We start from the raw sequence: 20,558 nt of genomic DNA, 5'->3' as shown, positions 1-20,558 counted from the left end.
AAAGGCAGCCTGTTACTCGCGCGGGACGCGGTCGGCGCGCGGCGGCAGCGCCGGCGGGGTCGGGATGCCCTCGTGCACGAGGTTCCACGGCGAGGGGAAGTTCGCCACCGGCACCTCAATCAAGGTAGGCGTGCGGCTGGCGAGCGCCTTCTCCAGTTCGCGGCCCAACTCCTCCGGGTCGAAGACGCGGGCGTGGGCGATGCCGAACGCCTCGGCGAGCTTCATATAATCCGGGTCCGTGAGGTCGGAGGAGAACACGCGGCCGCCGTAGTTGCCGTTCTGGATGCGGCGCACGTTGCCGTAGTAGCCATCGTTGAACACCACGGTCGCCACGGCCAGACCGAAGCGACGCATGGTGGAGAGCTCCTGCATGGTCCAGGAGAAGCCGCCGTCGCCGTTCACGGAGACCACGCGACGGTCCGGGGCCGCGGCCTGCACGCCGAGCGAGGTGGCGAAACCGAAGCCGAGCGTGCCCTCGTAGCCGGGGCCGATGTAGGTCTCGGGGCTGTGACGCGGCATACAGATGGCGGCCGCATAGCCGATCTGCGTGTATTCGCTGACGAACACGCCGTCCTTGCCGAGCACACGTCCGATAACGTCGAGGTATTCGCGCTGCGGGTCGAGCTGGGCGAGGGTCTTATCACTCCATTCGCGCGCGGCAGCGATTTCCGCGGTTCGGTCGCCCGGCTGGTAGGCGAAGCCGTCCGGGCCGAGCAGGGCGACCAGTCCGGCCAGCGCGGGCTTGGCGTCCGCGTACACGGCGATTTCGGGGTGACGCGGGCCGGTCAGGTCCGCCTCGTCCGCATTGATGCAGATGTACGGCACATCGTTCACGTTGAGTTCGCCGCCGAAGCTGCCCACGAAGCGCGAGCCGACCGCGATGATGAGGTCGGCGGTCTCGCGCAGCTTGCGGAAGACCACCTGGTCGAAGGCCAGCGGGTCGTCGGAGTCGATGTCGCCGCGACCGTTCTCGGTGACCACCACGGGGGCGCCCAACAGGTGCGCCAGCGCGGTCAGTTCCTCGGAGGCTCCGGCCGCACGCACGCCGCCGCCCGCGTAGATCAGCGGACGCTCGGCCTTGGCGATGCGCTCGGCGGCCTGCCTGAGCACGTCCGCATCCGGCTGCACCGGCTCGGGCTCGACGTACGACGGAATCGCAAGGTCGGCCGGAATCGGCGCGGCGAGCACATCCGGCGGAATCTCCAGCACCACCGGGCGCGGACGGCCGCTGCGCAGCTGCCGGAATGCCTCGGCCACGAGCGCAGGGATGTCCTCGGCGTTCTCGGCCAGCGCATGCCACTTGCACAGGCGGGCGATGATGCCGGTCTGGTCGGGCAGCTCGTGGAGCACACCGTCGCCCTTGCCGATCTGGCACTTGTCCACCTGGCCGCAGATGAGCAGCACACGCGAGTTGGTGGAGTATGCGGTGGCCAGGCCGGCGAGCGCGTTGAGCACACCCGGTCCGGGCACCACCATGCCCACACCCTCGCGGCCGGAGCTGCGGGCGTAGCCATCCGCCATGTAGGTCACGGCCTGCTCGTTGCGGGCGCAGATGTAGTGGATCCGGCTCTTGCGGTAGTAGAGCGCGTCGCAGGCGGCGTCCAGCTGCACGCCGGGGATGCCGAAGATGGTGTCCACGCCTTGGGCGATCAGGGATTCGGCGAGGGCGTCGCCGCCGGTGGTGAATCTGGTCATCGATCCTCCTCAATCAGGTGTTTCGGACGATGCGATCGTCCGGTAACATACACCGAGTAACTATAATAATGATTATTACGAATAAGGTTACGGGCCGGTCGGGCTATCCAGCATGTGACGCACACGCGCGGAAGGCGGAAGGCGGTACGCTGGGAAGGCCGTCATGTCATCGACGCCCGGCCAAGGAGGGGAACAATGACCGTCACGCAATCGGTATCCGGCACCGTGGCCGACGCCATCGAGGAGGACATCCGCGCGCGCCATCTGCCGGCGGGCTGCCGCATCGGCACCAAAACCGAGCTGCTGCAGCAGTTCAACGTGGCCCCCGCCACCCTGAACGAGGCGCTGCGCATCCTGCGCGAACGGCGTATCGTCATCGTCAAGCCGGGCCCCAAGGGCGGCATTTTCGTGGCCGACCAGCCGCCGCTGGCCCGGCTCGCTCTGGAAATCGTGGACCTGAAATCACAGCGCAAGATCGACGTGAACAATGCGGTGGAGGTGCTGGACGGCCTGGATACGCAGGTCATGCACGACGCGGTCCGCTGCCGCACCGACCAGGACGTGGCTGACTTGAACGCCATGCGCGAACCGCTCATCAGCCAGTGGCATACGCCGGCCAGTGAGGAGCTGAACTGGCAGCTGCACCGGCGCATCGCGGACATCACGCCGAACCTGATGCTGCGCAGTTTCTATCAGAACCTCGTGGATTACATCCTGGCCGAGGGATCCGATCCCACGCTGGGCGTCAACGGCTTCGTGCCGGACAGCGACGACCGTCTGAAGATCCATCTGGCGCTCATCGACGTCATCGCCGACCGTGCGGATGACCGTGTGGACGCCGTCCTGCACGATCACCGCATGGTCAAGGCGTGACGATCCGCTAGCTCGCTAGCCCGCTAGAACCGTCCGTCGCGGTAGAAGGCGGTCAGGTCGGCGTCCATCGCGGCGAGCGCTGCGGCATCCACGTAGGCCATGTGGCCGGTGGCGTACAGGCCGTAGGAGATGTTCGCCTTGAGTCGCGGGGCCAGGAACAGGTGGGCGATGTCGTTGCGGGCGGACAGGTACGGGCAGTCGAGGTCGTACTTGCCGCCCATCACCGCCACCTTGAGCAGCGGGTTGCGCCGCATGGCCGCGGAGAGGTCCAGGGCCGTGTTCGGGCAGTTCATCGGCTCGTCCACCGCGGGTGCCCGGTGCATCCAGTTCCAGTTCGGCTCCACCTGCATGTTGTTGAGCACCAGGTACGGGCGGTTCCACTCGTATCCGATCTCGCGCACGGCGGCGCGGAAGGCGCAGGTCTCCGCGGAGTTCACGCCGGCGGTGGCCGCGTCGTTGGTGGCCGGGTCGGCGCCGCCGGAGCCCACCACGTAGTCGTTGTCCGCCACAAACCGGGCGTCGAACCGGCCGATCATCTTGCCTTCGTCCGCACGCAGCGCTGCACGGAAGTCCTCCATGTCAAGTCGCAGGTGACGGCGCAGCAGCACGCCGGCGTCCACGCCGATCAGCGCGGACAGGAGCTCGGCCACCTCGCGTTCGCGGTCGGCAGGCAGACGATCGCCCTGGACCAGCGCGACGGCGTAGTCGCCCAGCGCGAAGTCCTCGGCACGCTGCATAAGCTCGTCGGTCACGGCGGCGTTGGCCTCCGCCGCGTCCGCACCGCCCGCGAGCGCCTTGTGGTAGGCCGCGGCTGCTGCGTACGAGGGGATGAGGTTGATGTATCCGGCGTCCGAACCGGCCTGGTCGCCCGCCCAGTCGAGCAGGTTGGAGAGCATGACCACGCCGTTCAGGTCGATGCAGCGGTTCTGAATCATGTTGGCCATAACCGCCACGCGAGTGGTGGCGTACGATTCGCCGAACAGGTACTTCGGCGCGTTCCAGCGGCCGTTCGCGGCAATCCAGTCCACCACGGCGCGGCAGAACACGTCCGCGTCCTGGTCCACGCCCCACGCGCGGGAGGTGGGCACACCGGGAGCCATGGTCGACCAGCCGGTCTCCGGGGCGTCGATGAACACCAGATCGGAGCGGCGCAGCAGCGTGTACGGGTTGTCCTCGATGGGATACGGCGCGGCGCCGGAGGGCAGCGGGGCCATCGACGGGGCCTTCTTCGGGCCGAAGCCGCCGGTGTTGAGCCAAACGCTGGAGGAGCCGGGGCCGCCGTTGAACAGGAACGTCACCGGGCGGTCCGGTCCGGCCGGGGTCGCATCGCCGGAGACGGCATCGGCCACGTACGAGATGACGAACAGTGAGGCGATCGGACTGCCATCGTTCTCACGAATGTCGAGGTGGCCGGCGGTGGCGGTGTAGTTGATGGCCGACTGGCCGTCTGTCCAGGTGAGGGCGCGCGAGGCCGGGGCCGGATGCGCGACGAAGCCTTCCGGGGCGACGTTCTGCGCGGGGTCGGTCGCGACATTAGCCGCAGCGTTCGGCGTCGCGTCAGCGGTTGCCGGCACGGGCGTCACCGGAGCGACGGCAGCCGAATCGGTCGCACGGCCCGCATCACAGGCGCACCCGCAGACAGCGCGGGATTCCTCCCCCACCCCGCTCACTGGGCACCCCACTGTTCCGCGGCGGCCGGCAGCTCCTTGATAACGTTCGCGCAGGTCTCGATGACCAGGTCGTTGGCCTCGTGCGTGCCGATGGAGATGCGGATGCCGCAGCCGGAGAACACGCGGGCGATGACGCCGGCTTCGGTAAGCTTCTCGGCCACGGCGTCGGTGAGGTCGCCCAGCTGCAGCCAGAAGTAGTTCGCGCCCGAGGTCGGCACGTGCCAGCCCTGTGCCTCAAGCGCCTCGATGATGCGGGAGCGCTCGGCGATGAGGTCCTTGACACGCATGTCAAGCTCGTCCTGGGCGTCCAGGGAGGCGATCGCGGCGGTCTGGGCCACGTCGGAGACGGCGAACGGCAGGGCCACCTTGCTCATCTCGTTGATGACCGGCACCGGGCCGATGCCGAAGCCGATCCTGAGGCCCGCCAAGCCGTACGCCTTGGAGAAGGTGTGGGCCACCACGACGTTCGGGTACTTGCGGAAGAGGTCCATGGCCACTTCGGTGTCCGGATCGGTGTTGAACTGGTAGTAGGCCTCGTCGAAGAGCACCACCACGTCCTTCGGCACGGCTTCCATGAGCTGTTCGGCCTCCTCGCGCGAGACCGTGGTGCTGGTGGGGTTGTTCGGGTTGTTCACGATGATCAGTCGCGTGCGGTCGGTGACGGCGGCGATCATCGCGGGGATGTCGTGCCTGAGGTCGGCGGTCAGCGGCACTTCGACCGGGGTGGCGCCGGCGCCGCGCACGATGATCGGGTACGCTTCGAAGCTGCGCCACGGGTAGATGACTTCGGTGCCGGGGCCGGTCAGGGCGTCCACGAGCTCGGTGATGATCTCGGAAGAGCCGGCGCCCAGGATGATGGAGGCCGGGTCGACGTCATAGCGCTTGGCGAGGCGTTCGACCACCTTCCAGCCGTGCATGTCCGGGTAGCGGTTCATCGAGGTCAGGGCGGACTTGTCGATCGCCTCGATCACGGACGGCAGCGGGCCGTACGGGTTCTCGTTGCTGGAGAGCTTGAACGCGCGACGATCGGTCGGCGCGGGCTTGCCCTGACGGTAGACCGGGATGGACGCGAGGTCCTCCCTGTGACGGAAAGCGGCGATGCCTTCAGTATTGGTCATGATGATTCCTTTCTATTCAGCGAGGGGAGCCAGAAGAGGTAACGAACGCGGCGAGGTCGTGGTTCAGCGCCACGCCGGATTCGCGGTCGGTGTACGTCATGTGGCCGGCCGGGTAGATGCGCTGCGTCATGCTTCCTTCCGGCGCGTCCATCGAGGCGATGAGCGCGTCCGAGGCGCCGACCGTGGTGATGGTGTCGTAGCAGCCGTTGGCCACCATGAGACGGAAGCCGGCGACCTGCTGCAGGCAGTATTCCAGCGCGCCCGCGTAGTCGAACTCGTCGAACGGCGACTTCTTCGCGCCTTCCGGCACCGAATCGGAGGGGCCGCCCACGCTCCAGTCCCAGGAGGACCAGACGTCGCCGGGGGCCTCCACGCGCGTGAGCGCACGGTCCACGCCGAGCAGGTCGTTGTAGAAGCGGTGCGCGCAGACGGCCAGCACCGGGCCCACGCGACTGTCGGACGGGTCGACCTGGTAGATCGGCGAGGCGGGCGCGGCGTATCGAGCGTCGTACACGCCCACGACCTTGCCCTCGTCCTCCAAGAGCATCGAACGGAATCGGTCCTTGGAGATGTTGAGGCGGTTCTTGAGCCATGCGGCGGCCTTGACGCCGGTGAATCGTTCGAGTTCGGCGGCCACGGCCTCGCGCTGCTCCTGCGGGAGGCGGGAGCCGGCGTACAGGGCGCTCAGGTACGGCCCGTAGGCGTATTCGCGCGCCTTGTCCACCGCCTCGCGCCAGTCCTTGGCGTCCAGCGAGCCGCGCTTGTGGTACCAGGCGACCGCGGCCATCAGCGGCAGCGAGCTGACCGGTCCCACCACCGAGCGCAGGCGGTCGTGGACCTCCTGGATGTTTGTGGTGGTGCCCATGAGCACCACGCCGGCGGGCGCGATCTGCGTGTCCGCAAGCTCCAGCATGGCCTTGGCCATGAGCGGGGCGCGCACGGTGCCGTAGCTTTCGCCGAGGATGTACAGCGGCGAGGCCTCACGCCCCTCCAGCACCATCCAGCGGGCGGCCGCCTCGGCGAACTGACGGGCGTCCTCGCGGGCCGTGTACTTGGATTCCACATCCACGTCCGCCTCGTAACGGCCGTAGCCGCAGCCGATGGCGTCCATGACGATGAGGTCGCAGTCCGTCAACAGCGAGGACGGGCTGTCCACGAGATGATAGGAGTCGCGCAGCGGCGCATCGAGATCGTCGCTGAACGCGGCGCGCTTCGGGCCGATGCCGGACAGCAGCAGGGCGGTGCTGGCCACGATCGGGCCACCGTTGAACAGCACCATCACCGGGCGCGCGGGGTCGGGCGAGCCGTCGAAGAGTCGCACGAACGACGTGACGGACATGCGGCCCACCGGCCTGCGGTCCTCGTCCGAACGCGGCACGTCGATCAGACGTACGCGGGCCTCGTAGTCCACCTGTTCGCCGGCTTCGTTGGTGAATGCCAACGTTTTCGCCTGGTCCACGTCGGGCATGGCCGGGCCCGGCTGGTGGCGGGAATCGTCGCTCATCGTTACCTCATTTCCGTTGATTCCGTTGTTCGTTTCGTTGGTCGGCCCATGTCGTCGTAGGCGTCCGCGTCTCTCCTGCTTCGCTGCATGGCGATGGGCCTCGCTGCGGCCGCTTCCGCCATCGTACGCAGAGTTACGCTTTCGGGCGACCGACGCCGCTCACTCCAGCATGCCGTCCAATCGCGTGAGAGCGAGCAGGTAGAGCTTGGCGGCGGTGAGCAGGTTGGCGATGTTCACGCATTCGTCCGCACTGTGGGCGCCACCCTCGTCCTCGCCCATGCCTTCAGGTTTGGCGGGATGGCCGGCCTTGCGGGCGATGTCGTCCATGTACCAGAAGTCGGCGCCGAAAGTGACCGACCGTGGCAAGAGGCGCGAGTGCGTGCCGCCGCCCATGGTGAAGGGCTGTTTGTCCGCGTCGAAGAAGTCGTTGAACGCGCGGGTGAGCGTCCTGCACTCCACGCCGTCCGGGTCGATGCGATAGGCCGGTTCGTCGTGGACCTGTTCGACCCGCACGTCCCGGTCGGCGGGCATGGCCGCGACGGCCGCACGTAGCCTGCGTTCGATGTCCGGGCCGTTGCCGGAGACCGGGTAGCGGCTGTCGCATTGGAGTTGCAATCGTTCGCCGGCTTCCGTGATTCGTCCGAGGTTGAAGCTGAGCGGTCCGGATTCGTCCTCGCAAGCGATGCCGAGGCCTTTACCGTCCTTCGACTGGGCGATGGCGAACAGTGCCCGGGCGGTCGCCAGTTCCGCGGCATGGTCAGGGCCGGCAAGCAATCCGGATTCGCTGAGGAACCCGGTCAGCAGCATGATGGCGCTCACCGTGCCGTCCTGGAAGGCCGCGTGGCCGGCGATGCCCTGGGCGTGGAGCGTATGCGTGGCGGCGTCCCAGCGGATCGTCTTGCGATACCGTTCGGACGCTCCGGCAATGGTGGCCTCCACGGCAGCGTCCGCGATTCCGGACAGTTCAATCGCTGCCTCGCCAGGCACGGCGTTGGCGGCTGAACCGGCGGCGAAATGTCGCCAGATGCCGGGAGCGGGCACGCTCATCACGATCTGCAGGATGCCCTTCTGACCGTAGTTCACAGGGAACGGGCCGTCGGTGACCAGACTGAATCCCGCGGCTTTTTCACGTTTCAGGTATCCGCGCAGGTCGTTCATCCGGGTTTCCTCGCCGCCGCCCATGAGCGCGCGCACGCGGTGGCGCATCGGCACGTCGAGGTCGCGCAGCATGCACAGCACGAACAGGTTGACCAGTGAGGGGCCCTTGCAGTCGTGCACGCCGCGGCCGAATACGAACTCGCCTTCGCGGGTCAGCGTGAATGGCGGGCGCGTCCAGCCGTCGCCGGCCGGGACCACGTCCAGGTGACCGACCAGGGCGATCTCGTTCGCGCCACCAACTTCCAGATCGGGCCGGGACTCGCCGACCTCCACCGCGGCGGACAGCGCGTAACCACCGTGATTGCAGGGCGCGAGGCCCATTGCGCAAATGTCTTCGGAGGCCACGTCGAACATATCCGCAACGGCCGGGCCAAGCGGGGTCGGACGGCCAGCGTTCGCACCGGATTTGGCGGTCATATCGGCATTGCGGGAAGCACCGTTCGTAGCACAGCCGGCATCATGTTCCGCATCGCCATGTCCGGGCACACGGCCAGCGCCATCACCGCCATCGTTAGCAGCCTCTTCCTCGGCATACCCGTCGTCGCAGATGGACGGCACCGCGACCCATCGTGCCAACGTTCGCTCGAATTCGTCGGCGTGCGCGGCCAGCCAACGGTCGGCGCGAACCATCAACGCGCGTTCGGCATCGGTCAGACGGCTCGTATCCATAGCGTCCGGGCCGCTGACTTCAGCAGGCCCGGAAGCCCCGGCAATCCCCGCAACTCCGTCATCGTCACGGCCAACGCCGTCAGACAGACAATCCCCCACGGCAGCCGCCGCCAGCGTATCCTCGGCGACGGCCTCCACCACCCCGGCATCGCTCATCGGACGGCCCCGGCAAAGCTCGAATCGAGGCTCGGCTCCAGCAGCACGTCGCGGCCGGCATCCTCCAACGAGGGAATCGCGCTGACCAGCGAGCGCGTGTACGGATCGGTCGGCGCCTTGACGATCTGCTCGGCGGGCCCGCACTCCACGATGCGGCCATGGTGCATCACGGCGATGTCATCGCAGATGTACCGCACGGCGGCCAGGTTGTGGCTGATGAACAGCATCGACAGGCCCAACTGCTCGTGCAGCGATCGAATGAGGTTGAGCACCACGGCCTGCACGGATACGTCGAGGGCACTGGTGATCTCGTCGGTCACGATGAGCTTCGGACGCACGGCCAGACACTTGGCCACGGCGATGCGCTGGCGCATGCCGCCGGAAAGCTGGTCGGGCATCTTGGGCGCCACGTCGGCCGGCAGGTGCACGAGCCGCAGCAGTTCGGCCACGGATTCCTCGCGTTCGGCGGCACTCAGATGCTCATAGGTGTCGAGCACCTCGCCGATCGCGTCGCCCACGCTCATGCGCGGGTTGAGCGAGGAGTACGGATCCTGGAAGACCATCTGCACGATTTCGGCCTTGGCATGGCCCTTGAGCTTGGCACGGTCGTGCTGGCTCAGGCCGTCGATGAGGATCTGGCCGGAATCGAGCTGCTGCATGCCCACGATGGCCTTGGCGAGCGTGGACTTGCCGGAACCGGATTCGCCCACGAGGCCCAGCATGGCGCCGCGCTTCATGGTCAGCGAGATGTGGTCCACGGCGTGCACCACGGAATCGCGCTTTTCGAAGGTCACGCAAGCGTCACGGACCTCAAGAATCGTATCGTCGCTCATCGTTCCTCCTTCGTGTCCTGCTGATTGGGTTGCTGGCCTTCCTGCAGTTCCGCCGCATCCTCCGCGGCTTCGTCCTTGACGACGCTGTCCGCGGCGATATCGGCGGCCTCGGCAGCATCCCCGTCGATCACAGTGCCTTCCTCCGCACGTTCGGCGGCCTCCCGATTGGCGAGGTCGGCGGACTGGTGCGAGACCAGCTCGTCGTCGATGGTGACCAGCGGGCGGCTCTTGTCCGTGGCAAGGGTCGGGATGGAGCTGACCAGCGCGCGGGTGTACGGGTGCTTGAGTTTTTCGGGCGTGCGCAGCAGCGCGGTGTCGAAGATCTCCACGATCGCGCCGTGGTACATGACCATGATTCGGCTGCAGATCTCGCCGAGCACGGCGATGTCGTGGGAGACGATGACGGCGGCCTGCTTGTTGCGGGCGCATTCGTTGCGCAGCAGCGCGAGCACCTGCTTCTGCACCGTGACGTCCAGTGCAGTGGTCGGTTCGTCCGCGATGATGAGCTTGGGATGGTTGATCTCGGCCATGGCAATCATCGCGCGCTGGCGCATGCCGCCGGACAGTTCGTACGGGAACTTGCGTTCCGCGTGCTGGGCCGGGTCGATGCCCACGTGCTCCAGCATCTCGACGGCCTGCTTCATGGCCTCCTCATGCGGAGTGCCGTTCTGACATTCGAGCACTTCGGCCAGCTGCTTGCCCACGCGCATGGCGGGATTCAGGGCGGTCAGCGAGTCCTGGAAGACCACGCCGATGCCGGAGAGCAGCTTGCGCTTGTCCTTGGGCAGCATGCCCACGATGTCGGTGCCGTCGAATCGGATGGAGTCGGCGGCCACGTATGAGCCGGGCGCGGCCAGGTCGGCCACGGACATCATCGTGAGGGACTTGCCGGAACCGGATTCGCCCACAAGGCCCACGATCTCGCCGGCCTCGACGTCGAAGCTGATGCCCTTGACCGGCGTGTTCCAATGCTTGCCTTCGGGGAAGGAGACGGTCAGGCCGCGCACGGAGAGCACCGGGGCCGGACGGGGCACGGAGACCACGGCGGCGTCCGGATCCTTGGCGCGCAGGGCCTCGACCCTCTCGCGGTGCTGTGCGGTCTGCTCGGCGGCGGCCTCCACCACGAGTTCCATGTTGGTCTTGTCCAGCATCTTGGGCGGGTTGTCGAGTTCGCGCTTGGACAGGGCGGAGGGTAGCGGCTTGTACGCACGGCGGATCTGGTTGGAGATGCCCTCGCCGAACAGGTTGAACGCCAGGCCGGCGAACACGATGGCGATGCCGGGGCCCACCGCGGCCATCGGCGAGACGTACACCTGGGCGAAGCCCTCGTTGATCAGGCGGCCCCAATCGTAGACGGGCGGCTGCACGCCCAGGCCCAGGAAGCTCAGCGAGCTCATGGCCAGAATCGCGCCTCCGATGGACTGCGTGACGTTCGCTACGAACGGCTCGGCCACCTCGGGCAGGATGTAGTAGAAGACCTGACGGCTGCCGGAGACGCCGAACATGCGGGCCGCGGCCATGTAGTCCGCACCGGCCACCGTGGCGGACAGCGTCTGCGCGAGTCGCGCGAAGGTCGGGGTCATGGTGATGGTCAGGGCGATGGTGGTGGCCGTGGCGCCGGTGCCGAGCGCGATGACGGTCAGCATGGCGAGCAGGATCACCGGGAAGGCGAGCCAGACGTTGATGATGGACGAGGTCCAGCGCTGGGCGCGCTTGCCGAACACCACCGGCACCGCGCCGACGATGATGCCGAGCACCGCGGAGATGACGGTGCAGATCAGGGCGGTGACCAGCGAGAGTCGCGTGGCGACCATCGTGCGCGCGAAGATGTCGCGGCCGAGCTGGTCGGTGCCGAACCAGTGCTCACCGGACGGCTTGTGCAGCAGGATCGCCGGGTTCTCGGTGTTGGCGGCCACGCCCCAGACGGCCGGCGCGATGACGGCCAGCACAATGAGCACGACGATCATCACGCCGGAGACCACCACCAGCGGTGAGGACAGGAACTGCTTGGTACGTTTCATTTCCTTGACTCCTTGACTTCCGCGCCGAGCCGGGGCTCAGGCCGTCTCCAGCATGGTCGAGCGACGTTCGAGCAGCGCCACCACCACATCGACCAGGAAGGTGATGAGCAGCACCAGGAAACCGTAGACGAGGGCCAGGCCCTGCACGATGCCGTAGTCGCGGGAGGTGATGGCGGTGGTGAACGCGGTGCCCATGCCCGGCCAGTTGAACACCTGCTCGATAAGCACCGTGCCGGTCATGATCTGGGCCAGCGTGTTGCCGGCGAGCACCATGATGGTGGAGACCATGTTCGGCATGACGTGACGCCAGTAGATGCGCATGGGGCTCAGTCGCTTGCCGCGGGCCGTGCGCACGTAGTCGTCGTTGAGGGTGTGGAAGGTCTGGATGCGGGCGATGCGCGAGAGCATGCAGATCGAGGATATCGATAGTGCGGTGACCGGCAGCACGAACGACGCCGCGCTGTTCGCGCCGGCCACCGGGAAGAGCTTCAGGTTGACGGCGAGCACGCTCACCAGGATCACGGCCACCAGGTAGTCCGGGATGTTGCCGAAGAAGCCGGTAATGCCGGTGAACACCAGTTCGCTGCCACGGTGACGGTCGCCCTGGGTGTGCACGGCCATAGCCATGCCGATCGGGATGGAGAAGACCAGAATCACCACGAAGGCGGCCAAGGCGAGCGCCACGGTCCACGGCAGTCGCGTGGCCACGATCTCGGAGACCGAACGGCCGGAGATGATGGAGATACCGAGGTCGCCGTGGAACAGGCCGGCGATGTACTGTGCGTACTGCACCGGCAGCGGCTTGTTGAGGCCGAGCGTGGCACGACGCTGCGCCACCAGTTCGGGGGACGCGGTGGCGCCGAGCGCGTTGCGCACCGGATCGCCGCCGGAGAAGCGCAGCACCACGAACGCCACGGTGACGATGACCCACAGGGCCACGACCGTGCGCACCAGTCGCCTTCCGACGAAACTCACCCACGGATTCATGCGACGGTGCGTGCGCTGCTGCGGTGCGGCTGCGGTGGTTGCCGTCGCGTCCGCACTCGCATCCGCGTTCGCGTTCGCCGCGTTGCTGCTCTCGCTCACGATGTGCTCCTTATTTATTGCGTGTTATCGGAATTAGGTTCAGCTTCTTCGCTATCTCGGCTTCGGTGAGGGGAGGAGGTTCTCCTTGGCTCCCCTCTCTGAGGACGATGCCGTGAAGCGGGTCCCTTTCCTTGGCTCCCCTTGTCAGGGGAGCTGGCGGCGAAGCCGACTGAGGGGTAGTCCAACGACGGTGAAGGCCAAAGACCGCATTCACATCAACGGGCATACCTCCCAACCGGCTTCCCTCACAGAAAGCCAGCCAGGAGGTCCCCGCTACTTACTGTCGTCAGCCCCTACTCAGGCCGCCTTGAAGGTGGTCGGCAGGAAGTTGCCGGTCGGGTCGGTGCCCACGGTGAAGCCCTTGGAGTAGTACATGTCCCAGGACTGGGCGAGCGGCAGGACGGTCACGTTCTTCATGAGCTGGTCCTCGGCCTTCTGCCAGGCGGGGCAGGAGTCCTCGCCGGCTTGGGAGGCGGCCTCATCCGCGAGACGGAAGTAGGTCTTGTCGGCGTTGTAGGTCCAGTTGCCGCCGTCCGGCACCACGTCGCCGGAGAAGATGCCGTACCACTCGGCAGGGGTGGTGGCGGAGATGCTGCTGATGAGCAGATCCCAGTCGCCGCCGGAGAAGATCACGTTGGTGTACTGGTCGGACGGGGTGATCTGCGCGTCGAAGCCGACGGCCTTGAGCTCCTTCTGCACCAGTTCCACGCCCGCGGCCACGGCCGAACCGGCGGTGGAGTTGTACAGGATCTTGACGGTGAGCTTCTTGCCGTCCTTGCTGCGCACACCGTCGGAACCGGCCTTCCAACCGGCATCATCGAGCAGCTTCTTGGCGTCCTTGACGTTGGTCTTGGCCATGGAGGCGGAGGAATCGGAGTCGGAGCAGATCGAAGAGCCGGCGGGCATGATGGACTTCATCAGCTCGCCCTTGCCGGACGTGATGGCCGGGCCCACCTTGCTGCGGTCGATGGCCTCGGCGATGGCCTGGCGCACCTCAAGCGTGCCGGTCGGGCGCGCGGTGTTCTGGTTGAAGAACAGGGACATCGGCATCGAACCGCCCTTGGTGCCCTTGTAGGTGGAGGTGTCGATGCGATCCTGGTCGGAGCCGCTCAGCTTGACCAAGTTGAGGTCGCCGGAGCCCAGCATGTTGGTCTGGGTGGACTGGTCGGTCACCACGGTGGCCACGATGGTCTTGGGCAGGTCCGTGATCTTGGTGCCCTCGGGCAGGCCGGACTTGTAGGAGTCGTTGCGCACGTACGTGTACTTCTGGCCGGCGGAGGCGCTTTCCAGCGAGTACGGGCCGGTGCCGAAGGTCTTGGAATCCATGGCCGACGGATCCTTCAGGCCTGCCGGGCAGACGATGGGCAGCTGGCCGACCTCCTCGGCGAGGAAGCTTTGCGGGGTGGAGGTCTTGAAGGTCACGGTCTTGGCGGAGTCGTCCGCGGTGATCTCCACGCCTTCCGGCACGTAGACGCCGTTGTACTGGGAATCGGAGGCGTCCTTGATCACGTAGTCGAACGTGGCCTTGACGTCGCTGGCCTTGAGGGCGGTGCCGTCGGAGCAGACCACGTCGTCCTTCAGGGTGAACGTGGCCTCGGTGGTGGTGGCCTTCCATTCCTTGGCGATGTTGCCGGTCGGCTCGGAGCCGGCGGGCATGCTCAGCAGGGATTCGTAGGCGAGGGTGGACAGCTGCACGCCGTCGCCGGTGGCGTTGGTGATCGGGTTCAGCTTGCCCGGGTCGGACTGGATAGCGTAGTTCACGGTTTCGGGCACGCCGGTTGCCGTGACGTCGCCTCCCTGACCGCCGCCGCAGCCCGCCAGGGCCATCGCCATTGCACAGATACCGGCCGTCGCTGCGGTCGCAGTAACCATCTTGCGTTGCATGTCGTACCTTCCTCTCGGTCCGTTTCCATTGACCGTCCGCTCGGACTGCCGCCGACGTATTCAATAGAATGAATATAATGTTATGAATCAATGTGGCGGCTATGTTTCTGCTGTGCAACAAAGACGAAACAGAAGCTCGGGCGCGACGGTGCGTCGGGTACCGATTGGCGGAATGACGCCGTTTTTGACAGGTGTTCGCCTGGCAATAAGGCCTGTCCCACTATGTGAGACTGGCGGCGGGTGCGCGGTATGGGCAGGGACAAACCCTCACTATGTATGCGACTGAACGAAGGGCCCGCATACATAGTGACGGTTCGGGGCGCAAAATCCTCACTATGTATGCGTCATGCTGGTTCGGCCGCATACTTAGCGACGGTTGAAAGAACAAAAAAGGCGTTATGCCATGCAACCCTTTCGTTGAGCTGCATACATAACGCCTTTGAAAGTCTCTACGCAGAACCGCAATGCAGTTCGCGAGGGCTCACGCACGCACGATCACGTTGCGCAGCGAGCCGATGCCCTCCACATGCACGATGGCCTCGTCGCCGGGGTCGAGATGACCGGAGGCGTTCGGCGTGCCGGTCATGATCACGTCGCCGGGCAGCAGCGTGGAGAAGCTGGAGATGGCGGCGATCTGCTCCGGGATGCCGTGGATGAGGTTGGCGGTGGTGCCGGATGCCATCGGCACGTCCTCGCCGTTGAGCGTGAAGGAGATCTTGGCGTCGCGCCAGTTGAGGTCGTCGCGCATCACGATCCACGGGCCGAGTGGGCAGGAGGTGTCGAAGCCCTTGGCACGGGTCCAGGTGGGGTCGAGGCCCTGCAGGTCGCGCAGGGTCACGTCGTTGACGCAGGTGAAGCCGAGCACGTAGTCCATCGCGTTCTCGACGGATACGTTCTTGGCGATGCGGCCCATCACCACGGCCACCTCCGGCTCGAAGTTCATGTCCTTGGAGCAGGCGGGGTACACGATCGGGTCGTCCGGGCCGATCACCGAGGTGGACGGCTTGGTGAAGATCACCATGTTCTCCGGTGCGTGGGCGATCTCGGAGTGGCCGGCCTCGTGCATGAACTGCGCGTGGGCCTCGTAGTTCTTGGCCAGACCGTAGACCTTGGAGGGGATGACCGGGGAGAGCAGACGGATGCCGTCGGCGTCGAGCGGGTAACGGTTGCCGGTGGGCGTGACCTGGCCGCCGGACAGCGGGTGGCCGTCGAGTTCGACGAGGTAGTCCTTGCCGTCGGCCTCGTCGGTCTGGACGAAGGCGTAGCGCGGCGAATCATTGAGCGAAAAACGTGCAAGTCTCATGGTGCCTAGCGTACACCGTCAATCGAGGCTTTTTCTGTCCTTTCGCTCATGCGGAGAAGTCAGAAAATCGGCTCCCCTCTCTGAGGACGATGACGTTAAACGGACAGTCCAGTGGACTGTCCGTAGCCATCGTGCGAGACGCAGTCGAGCCGATAGACGCGGGCATCGCCCGCCCGCAATTGCTGCGAGCTGTCGTCGGAGAGACGACCGAGGGGAGCCGCCGGAACAACTAGTGAGCTACTTTTCCGTCCAGGTCTGGTCGAAGAGTGACTGACCGCTGGTGGTGTGCATGTACACGCGCAGCGACGCCTTGCCGCTCTGCGTCTTGCACATGGTGCCCAGGATGTTTGCGGTGGACTGGTACGTGTCGCTCATCGCGGAGACCGAGGACGCGATCGCGTCGCCCGCCGCGGCGTAGTCGTCACTCACCGTGTACTCGTAGACCAACGTGTCACCCTCGACGTGGTACGCGAAGTTGATGCCGGAACCGGACAGCGAATCAGCCTCGGACTGGATGGACTTCTGGAACTCGGAAGAGTCCACGAAGGCCTGCACCGAGTCGTAAACGCCGGTGTCACTCTTGGCGAGGTCGTCGAAGGTGTCGTTGAGCGTGTCGTCCAGGCTATCATCAAGGTTGTCGAGATTCTCTCCACTGGCGGAATCGCTGGAACCGTCCGAGCCGGATTTGCCGGAGTCACTGTACGAGTAGTCCGACTTCGCATCGTTCAGGTCGTTCTGCAGTTCGTTCTTCGCGTACGACCAACCGCCCGCGATGACGGCGATGACCAGGATGGCTGACAGCACCAGGCTCGCGGCGCTGATGACGATACCGGCGATGGCAAAGCCCTTGCCCTTGCCACCCTGCTTCTTGATCTGATTCAGGCCGATGATGCTCAGAATCAGGCCGACAAGCGAGACGAAGAACGAGCAGATGAAGCCTGCGATGGCAAGGCCGTTGTAACGCTGGTTCGCGGCCGGCGGGACCGGGGTGCCGTAGTTGTACTGACCATAAGGGCCGGGCTGGGCGTATGGATTGGGTTGGCCATACGGCGGCACGCCCTGAGGCGGAACCGTCCCATACGGCGGAATACCCTGCGCAGGTGCCTCACCATATGCCGCACTTTGAGGAACACCATCCTGCAACGGGCCTGTCTGCGCAGAAGCATCGCCCTGCGGAAGCACTTCACCGTACTGCGGCACGCCATTCTGAGCCGACGCATCGCTCGTCAGCGGTGCCCCCTGCATGGACGTCCCATTGTGAAGAGGAGCACCCTGCGCCCAGTTCTGCGTCGGCGCCTCCCCCGCGCCTTGCGAAGAAACATTATTCACGAACGGCGTCTCCGACGGCTCTCCAGTCTGAAGCGGCGTCCCATTCTGCAACGACTGGGCAATCGGCGGCAGCGCCTCAGTGGGTTGTCCAGAGCCGTATGCCCCCGCTTCCGGCAACGCCTTCGTCTGCTGCAGAGGCTGCTCGAACGACGGCAACGCCTGCGTTGGCCTCTCCGTCGCGTCTGACACCGGCAAGGTCTGCGTAGGCTGCTCCACGCTCGATGCGACCGGCATCGCCTCGGCCGGAGCCTCCCCCGACCCGATTCCCGAAGCCGAAGCCGGCTCATCCCAAGGCACCTGCCCATTCTGCTCACTATTTAGACCACTCATCACGACTCCTTCTCATCGCATGCCCTCAGGTAGGACATCCCCCAACGCGCGCAACGCTGTGCGTCAATTCCAAGCGTACTCGCTCCCCGTACGCGACAAAAGACAACGGCAGCACAAGGCCGATAAGTACATCAAAAAAACAATTGGCGGTTTGGTTCGCGTACACAAACCAAACCGCCAATTACAGTCAAGTCACTTCATCGGAAAACGAACAGGCGCTCTCCGCATCCGATTCGATTCACTTGAGCACGTTGACCTTCAACCTATGAAGGAACGCGGCCATATCCTGACGCACCACCGGACGAAGTCCGCCAAACGAACCGTCCGAATAACCATTCGTCACGCCTGTCTTGGACAGCCACGCAATATCCTGCGCATGAGCCGTGGAACTGGTCACATCGGTGAATGTCTTGCCACTGCCCGTAGGCTCACTGGCCTTCAGATATGTAGCGAGCCTGTGCAGGAACGCGGCCATATCCTGGCGAGTCACCTGCTTTGTTCCACCGAACGTGCCATCGGCAAAGCCCTTGGCGATTCCGGTGGAGTACAGCCACATAACCTCCTTGGCGTGACCGGTATTCGCGTTTACATCCGAGAACGGATTCTTGGACCAGTCAGGCGTAAAGTTCGGCGATCCGGCCAAACGGTAGAGGAACGCGGCCATATCCTGACGCACCACCGCGCGACCGCCTCCAAACGTGCCGTCCGCATAGCCGGACGTAATCTTCTGATTAGCGAGCCACAGAATATCGTCATAGTGCGGCGTCTGGCCCTTCACCACATCAGGGAATGGCGATTCGCTGGGCGAGGGAGACGGCGACGGATCAGGAGACGGCGCAGGCGACGAGCTGAACTGCACTCTGACGCTGTCCGACCCGTTGGCGTTGCCGTCGCCGATTCCGACAGTCAGCCAGAAATCAACGCCGGTAACATGCGGGGTCTTCAGTCCGCGCGTGATAATCGATTTCAGCGACGCAGGCAATGCCGTGGGACCTACAGTGAATGGGGCCTTGTTCCCATCAGTCGGCACCTCAATCTTGAACATTGAATACAAATTATCCGCGGTCACATTATTAGGATCGTTAACGTATGAAACACCATCGGCAGGCACGCAGAACGAAGGCTGCGCGGTCAAATCCTTACCCCAATTGATGCAGGATTTGCCATCGACGACCAAAGCCATAATCAGGGATGCATCGGTGGCTTGCACCTTATCCGGAGTCGGGTTGTTCGGCGGCAATTCGGCGTCCAGATTACGGCTATACGAATACTGCATCTGATCCACATTCTGCGTGGACACAGTCGTAGGCGTGACGGACAAATCGTACAGAGGCTTGCCCTCCCACCTCGTGGCAGCGACAGCCGACTCCGCAACCGCGGCGGTACCGAACAATATGCCGCCAGCTGAAATCAATGCGATGAACGCCTTACCAAAACGTTTCATGGCAATGTTCCTTTCATCCCCTCAACGAGGCGATACGAGTAAAGGCAAACCCGCCCGCCATCGCACCGGTTCTTTTCTCTCTTCGCCCACCGGCGAGACGAGGCTGAAAGACAATTCCCAGCCTATTCTCAGGATACACCGCCTCAACAAACGAAAAGCAGGAATTATCGCAATGAAAACGCCACATCCGCAAGGAATTACGCCACTTCGACCCCCCAGTCCCCCTCATCGGTACGATGGTTCGCATGAGTCATGCCGCATCATCGCCATCGTCCGCAACGGTTCCGCAGCATATCCTAGTGACCGGTGGAGCCGGATTCATCGGCGCGAACTTCGCGCACTGGGTGGCCCGCAATCATCCAGAAACCCACATCACCGTACTGGACGCCCTGACCTACGCCGGCAAACGGGAGAACCTCGACGGTATCTCCCCCGACCAGCTCACCTTTGTGCATGGCGATATCTGCGACGCGGCGTTGGTCGAATCGCTGCTCGACCGCGCACCGTCGCCGACATCAGCGCAGCCGCCAATCGACGCCATCGTGCATTTCGCCGCGGAATCCCACAACGACAATTCGATTCTGGACGCCTCGCCGTTCCTGAAGACGAACGCGACCGGCACCTACGTGCTGCTGGAGGCCGCCCGCCGGCACGATCTGCGCTTCCACCACATCAGCACCGACGAGGTGTATGGCGACCTGGCGCTGGACGACCCACACAAGTTCACCGAGCACAGCCCGTACAACCCCTCCAGCCCGTACTCGGCATCCAAGGCCGCCAGCGACCATCTGGTCCGCGCATGGCACCGCACATACGGGCTCAGGGCCACCATCAGCAATTGCAGCAACAATTACGGCCCGTATCAGCACGTGGAGAAGTTCATTCCGCGTCAGATCACCAATATTCTGGCCGGCATCCGGCCGAAACTGTACGGTCAGGGGCTGGCCGTACGCGATTGGATCAACGTCGAGGACCATTGCAGCGCCATCTGGACGATTCTGGTGCGCGGCCGCATCGGTGAGACCTATCTGGTGGGCGCGAACGGGGAACACAGCAACATCGATGTGCTCCGCATGATTCTGGAACGCATGGGCAGGAGCCCGGACGACTTCGACCATGTCAATGACCGTCCGGGCGGTGACGTGCGGTACGCCATCGATGCCACGAAAATCGAGACCGAACTCGGCTGGCACCCGCGATTCACCGATTTCGAGACCGGTCTTGACCGGACCATCGACTGGTACCGCGCACATCAGGACTGGTGGATGCCAGACAAGGCCGCTACCGAGGAGAAGTATCGCGAACAGGGGCACTGATCCAGTAAAAGCCTGGAACCAGATGGCTTCAACTCCAACGTCACAATGTACATTTGTCAATGCACTTGTGCCCCTACAAACTTGGGCAACAAATGCTTTCGGCCACATTACCTTTCCCGTACCTGGTAACAGCACGACTAAGGAAATATGGGTGGTTGGAAACCAAACT

Annotated in this window: 14 protein-coding genes; 2 read left to right on the top strand and 12 right to left on the bottom strand. The window is 64.8% G+C overall.

The features are described 5' to 3' along the window. Nucleotides 1–12: 12 nt before the first annotated feature. Nucleotides 13–1,695, bottom strand: a complete 1,683-nt coding sequence (locus tag DF196_RS04820; RefSeq protein WP_109056754.1) for a thiamine pyrophosphate-dependent enzyme — start codon at nt 1,693–1,695, stop codon at nt 13–15. Nucleotides 1,696–1,890: 195 nt separating this feature from the next. Here DF196_RS04820 and DF196_RS04815 point away from each other — a divergent pair, with 195 nt between their 5' ends. Beyond that, a complete protein-coding gene (locus tag DF196_RS04815; protein WP_109056753.1) occupies nt 1,891–2,568 on the top strand; it encodes a FadR/GntR family transcriptional regulator in 678 nt (225 codons plus the stop codon). 23 nt (nt 2,569–2,591) lie between these two features. Here DF196_RS04815 and DF196_RS04810 read toward each other — a convergent pair whose 3' ends face one another. The 11 genes from DF196_RS04810 to DF196_RS04760 form a co-directional block, all read right to left on the bottom strand. Beyond that, nucleotides 2,592–4,142 carry a S10 family peptidase gene (locus DF196_RS04810; RefSeq protein ID WP_146194704.1) on the bottom strand — a complete coding sequence of 517 codons (1,551 nt, stop codon included), beginning with the start codon at nt 4,140–4,142 and terminating at the stop codon, nt 2,592–2,594. Between the two features lie 92 nt (nt 4,143–4,234). Beyond that, the gene (gene hisC / locus DF196_RS04805; RefSeq protein WP_109056751.1) at nt 4,235–5,356 is read right to left on the bottom strand and encodes a histidinol-phosphate transaminase; all 1,122 of its coding nucleotides are present in this window, start codon (nt 5,354–5,356) and stop codon (nt 4,235–4,237) included. A 16-nt stretch (nt 5,357–5,372) separates the two neighbouring features. Further along, a complete protein-coding gene (locus DF196_RS04800) occupies nt 5,373–6,860 on the bottom strand; it encodes a S10 family serine carboxypeptidase-like protein (RefSeq protein WP_109056750.1) in 1,488 nt (495 codons plus the stop codon). 159 nt (nt 6,861–7,019) lie between these two features. After that, nucleotides 7,020–8,843, bottom strand: coding sequence for a M20/M25/M40 family metallo-hydrolase (locus DF196_RS04795; RefSeq protein ID WP_109056749.1), 1,824 nt, complete (start codon nt 8,841–8,843; stop codon nt 7,020–7,022). Next, nucleotides 8,840–9,676, bottom strand: coding sequence for an ABC transporter ATP-binding protein (locus DF196_RS04790; RefSeq protein WP_109056748.1), 837 nt, complete (start codon nt 9,674–9,676; stop codon nt 8,840–8,842). The genes DF196_RS04795 and DF196_RS04790 overlap by 4 nt, the downstream gene beginning before the upstream one ends. After that, a complete protein-coding gene (locus tag DF196_RS04785; protein ID WP_109056747.1) occupies nt 9,673–11,697 on the bottom strand; it encodes a dipeptide/oligopeptide/nickel ABC transporter permease/ATP-binding protein in 2,025 nt (674 codons plus the stop codon). Before DF196_RS04785 ends, DF196_RS04790 begins: the two co-directional genes overlap by 4 nt. Before the next feature lie 36 nt (nt 11,698–11,733). After that, the gene (locus DF196_RS04780) at nt 11,734–12,783 is read right to left on the bottom strand and encodes an ABC transporter permease (protein ID WP_109056746.1); all 1,050 of its coding nucleotides are present in this window, start codon (nt 12,781–12,783) and stop codon (nt 11,734–11,736) included. Nucleotides 12,784–13,080: 297 nt separating this feature from the next. Further along, nucleotides 13,081–14,667: an ABC transporter substrate-binding protein gene (locus tag DF196_RS04775; RefSeq protein WP_109056745.1), complete on the bottom strand. Its 1,587-nt coding sequence runs from the start codon at nt 14,665–14,667 to the stop codon at nt 13,081–13,083. A gap of 481 nt (nt 14,668–15,148) precedes the next feature. Next, nucleotides 15,149–15,970 (bottom strand): fumarylacetoacetate hydrolase family protein, encoded by an 822-nt coding sequence (locus tag DF196_RS04770; protein ID WP_109056744.1) that lies wholly within the window; start codon nt 15,968–15,970, stop codon nt 15,149–15,151. Nucleotides 15,971–16,207: 237 nt separating this feature from the next. Further along, a complete protein-coding gene (locus tag DF196_RS04765) occupies nt 16,208–17,629 on the bottom strand; it encodes a DUF4854 domain-containing protein (protein ID WP_241519589.1) in 1,422 nt (473 codons plus the stop codon). 238 nt (nt 17,630–17,867) lie between these two features. Next, entirely contained in the window at nt 17,868–19,073 is a 1,206-nt protein-coding gene (locus DF196_RS04760) for an S-layer homology domain-containing protein (protein WP_109056742.1), read from the bottom strand. Nucleotides 19,074–19,318: 245 nt separating this feature from the next. Here DF196_RS04760 and rfbB point away from each other — a divergent pair, with 245 nt between their 5' ends. Next, a complete protein-coding gene (gene rfbB, locus DF196_RS04755) occupies nt 19,319–20,389 on the top strand; it encodes a dTDP-glucose 4,6-dehydratase (protein WP_109056741.1) in 1,071 nt (356 codons plus the stop codon). The last annotated feature ends 169 nt before the right edge of the window (nt 20,390–20,558 follow it).

It is taken from the genome of Bifidobacterium callitrichidarum, from assembly GCF_003129905.1.
Taxonomy (GTDB): Bacteria; Actinomycetota; Actinomycetes; order Actinomycetales; family Bifidobacteriaceae; genus Bifidobacterium; species Bifidobacterium callitrichidarum.
This window is presented reverse-complemented; position numbering and strand designations above follow the sequence as displayed.

What these genes read in the sequence shown, in the direction of transcription:
- DF196_RS04820 (WP_109056754.1), bottom strand. Translation starts at nt 1,695, where the DNA reads ATGACCAGATTCACCACCGGCGGCGACGCCCTCGCCGAATCCCTGATC.
- DF196_RS04815 (WP_109056753.1), top strand. Translation starts at nt 1,891, where the DNA reads ATGACCGTCACGCAATCGGTATCCGGCACCGTGGCCGACGCCATCGAG.
- hisC (WP_109056751.1), bottom strand. Translation starts at nt 5,356, where the DNA reads ATGACCAATACTGAAGGCATCGCCGCTTTCCGTCACAGGGAGGACCTC.
- DF196_RS04800 (WP_109056750.1), bottom strand. Translation starts at nt 6,860, where the DNA reads ATGAGCGACGATTCCCGCCACCAGCCGGGCCCGGCCATGCCCGACGTG.
- DF196_RS04795 (WP_109056749.1), bottom strand. Translation starts at nt 8,843, where the DNA reads ATGAGCGATGCCGGGGTGGTGGAGGCCGTCGCCGAGGATACGCTGGCG.
- DF196_RS04790 (WP_109056748.1), bottom strand. Translation starts at nt 9,676, where the DNA reads ATGAGCGACGATACGATTCTTGAGGTCCGTGACGCTTGCGTGACCTTC.
- DF196_RS04785 (WP_109056747.1), bottom strand. Translation starts at nt 11,697, where the DNA reads ATGAAACGTACCAAGCAGTTCCTGTCCTCACCGCTGGTGGTGGTCTCC.
- DF196_RS04775 (WP_109056745.1), bottom strand. Translation starts at nt 14,667, where the DNA reads ATGCAACGCAAGATGGTTACTGCGACCGCAGCGACGGCCGGTATCTGT.
- DF196_RS04770 (WP_109056744.1), bottom strand. Translation starts at nt 15,970, where the DNA reads ATGAGACTTGCACGTTTTTCGCTCAATGATTCGCCGCGCTACGCCTTC.
- DF196_RS04765 (WP_241519589.1), bottom strand. Translation starts at nt 17,629, where the DNA reads ATGAGTGGTCTAAATAGTGAGCAGAATGGGCAGGTGCCTTGGGATGAG.
- DF196_RS04760 (WP_109056742.1), bottom strand. Translation starts at nt 19,073, where the DNA reads ATGAAACGTTTTGGTAAGGCGTTCATCGCATTGATTTCAGCTGGCGGC.
- rfbB (WP_109056741.1), top strand. Translation starts at nt 19,319, where the DNA reads ATGAGTCATGCCGCATCATCGCCATCGTCCGCAACGGTTCCGCAGCAT.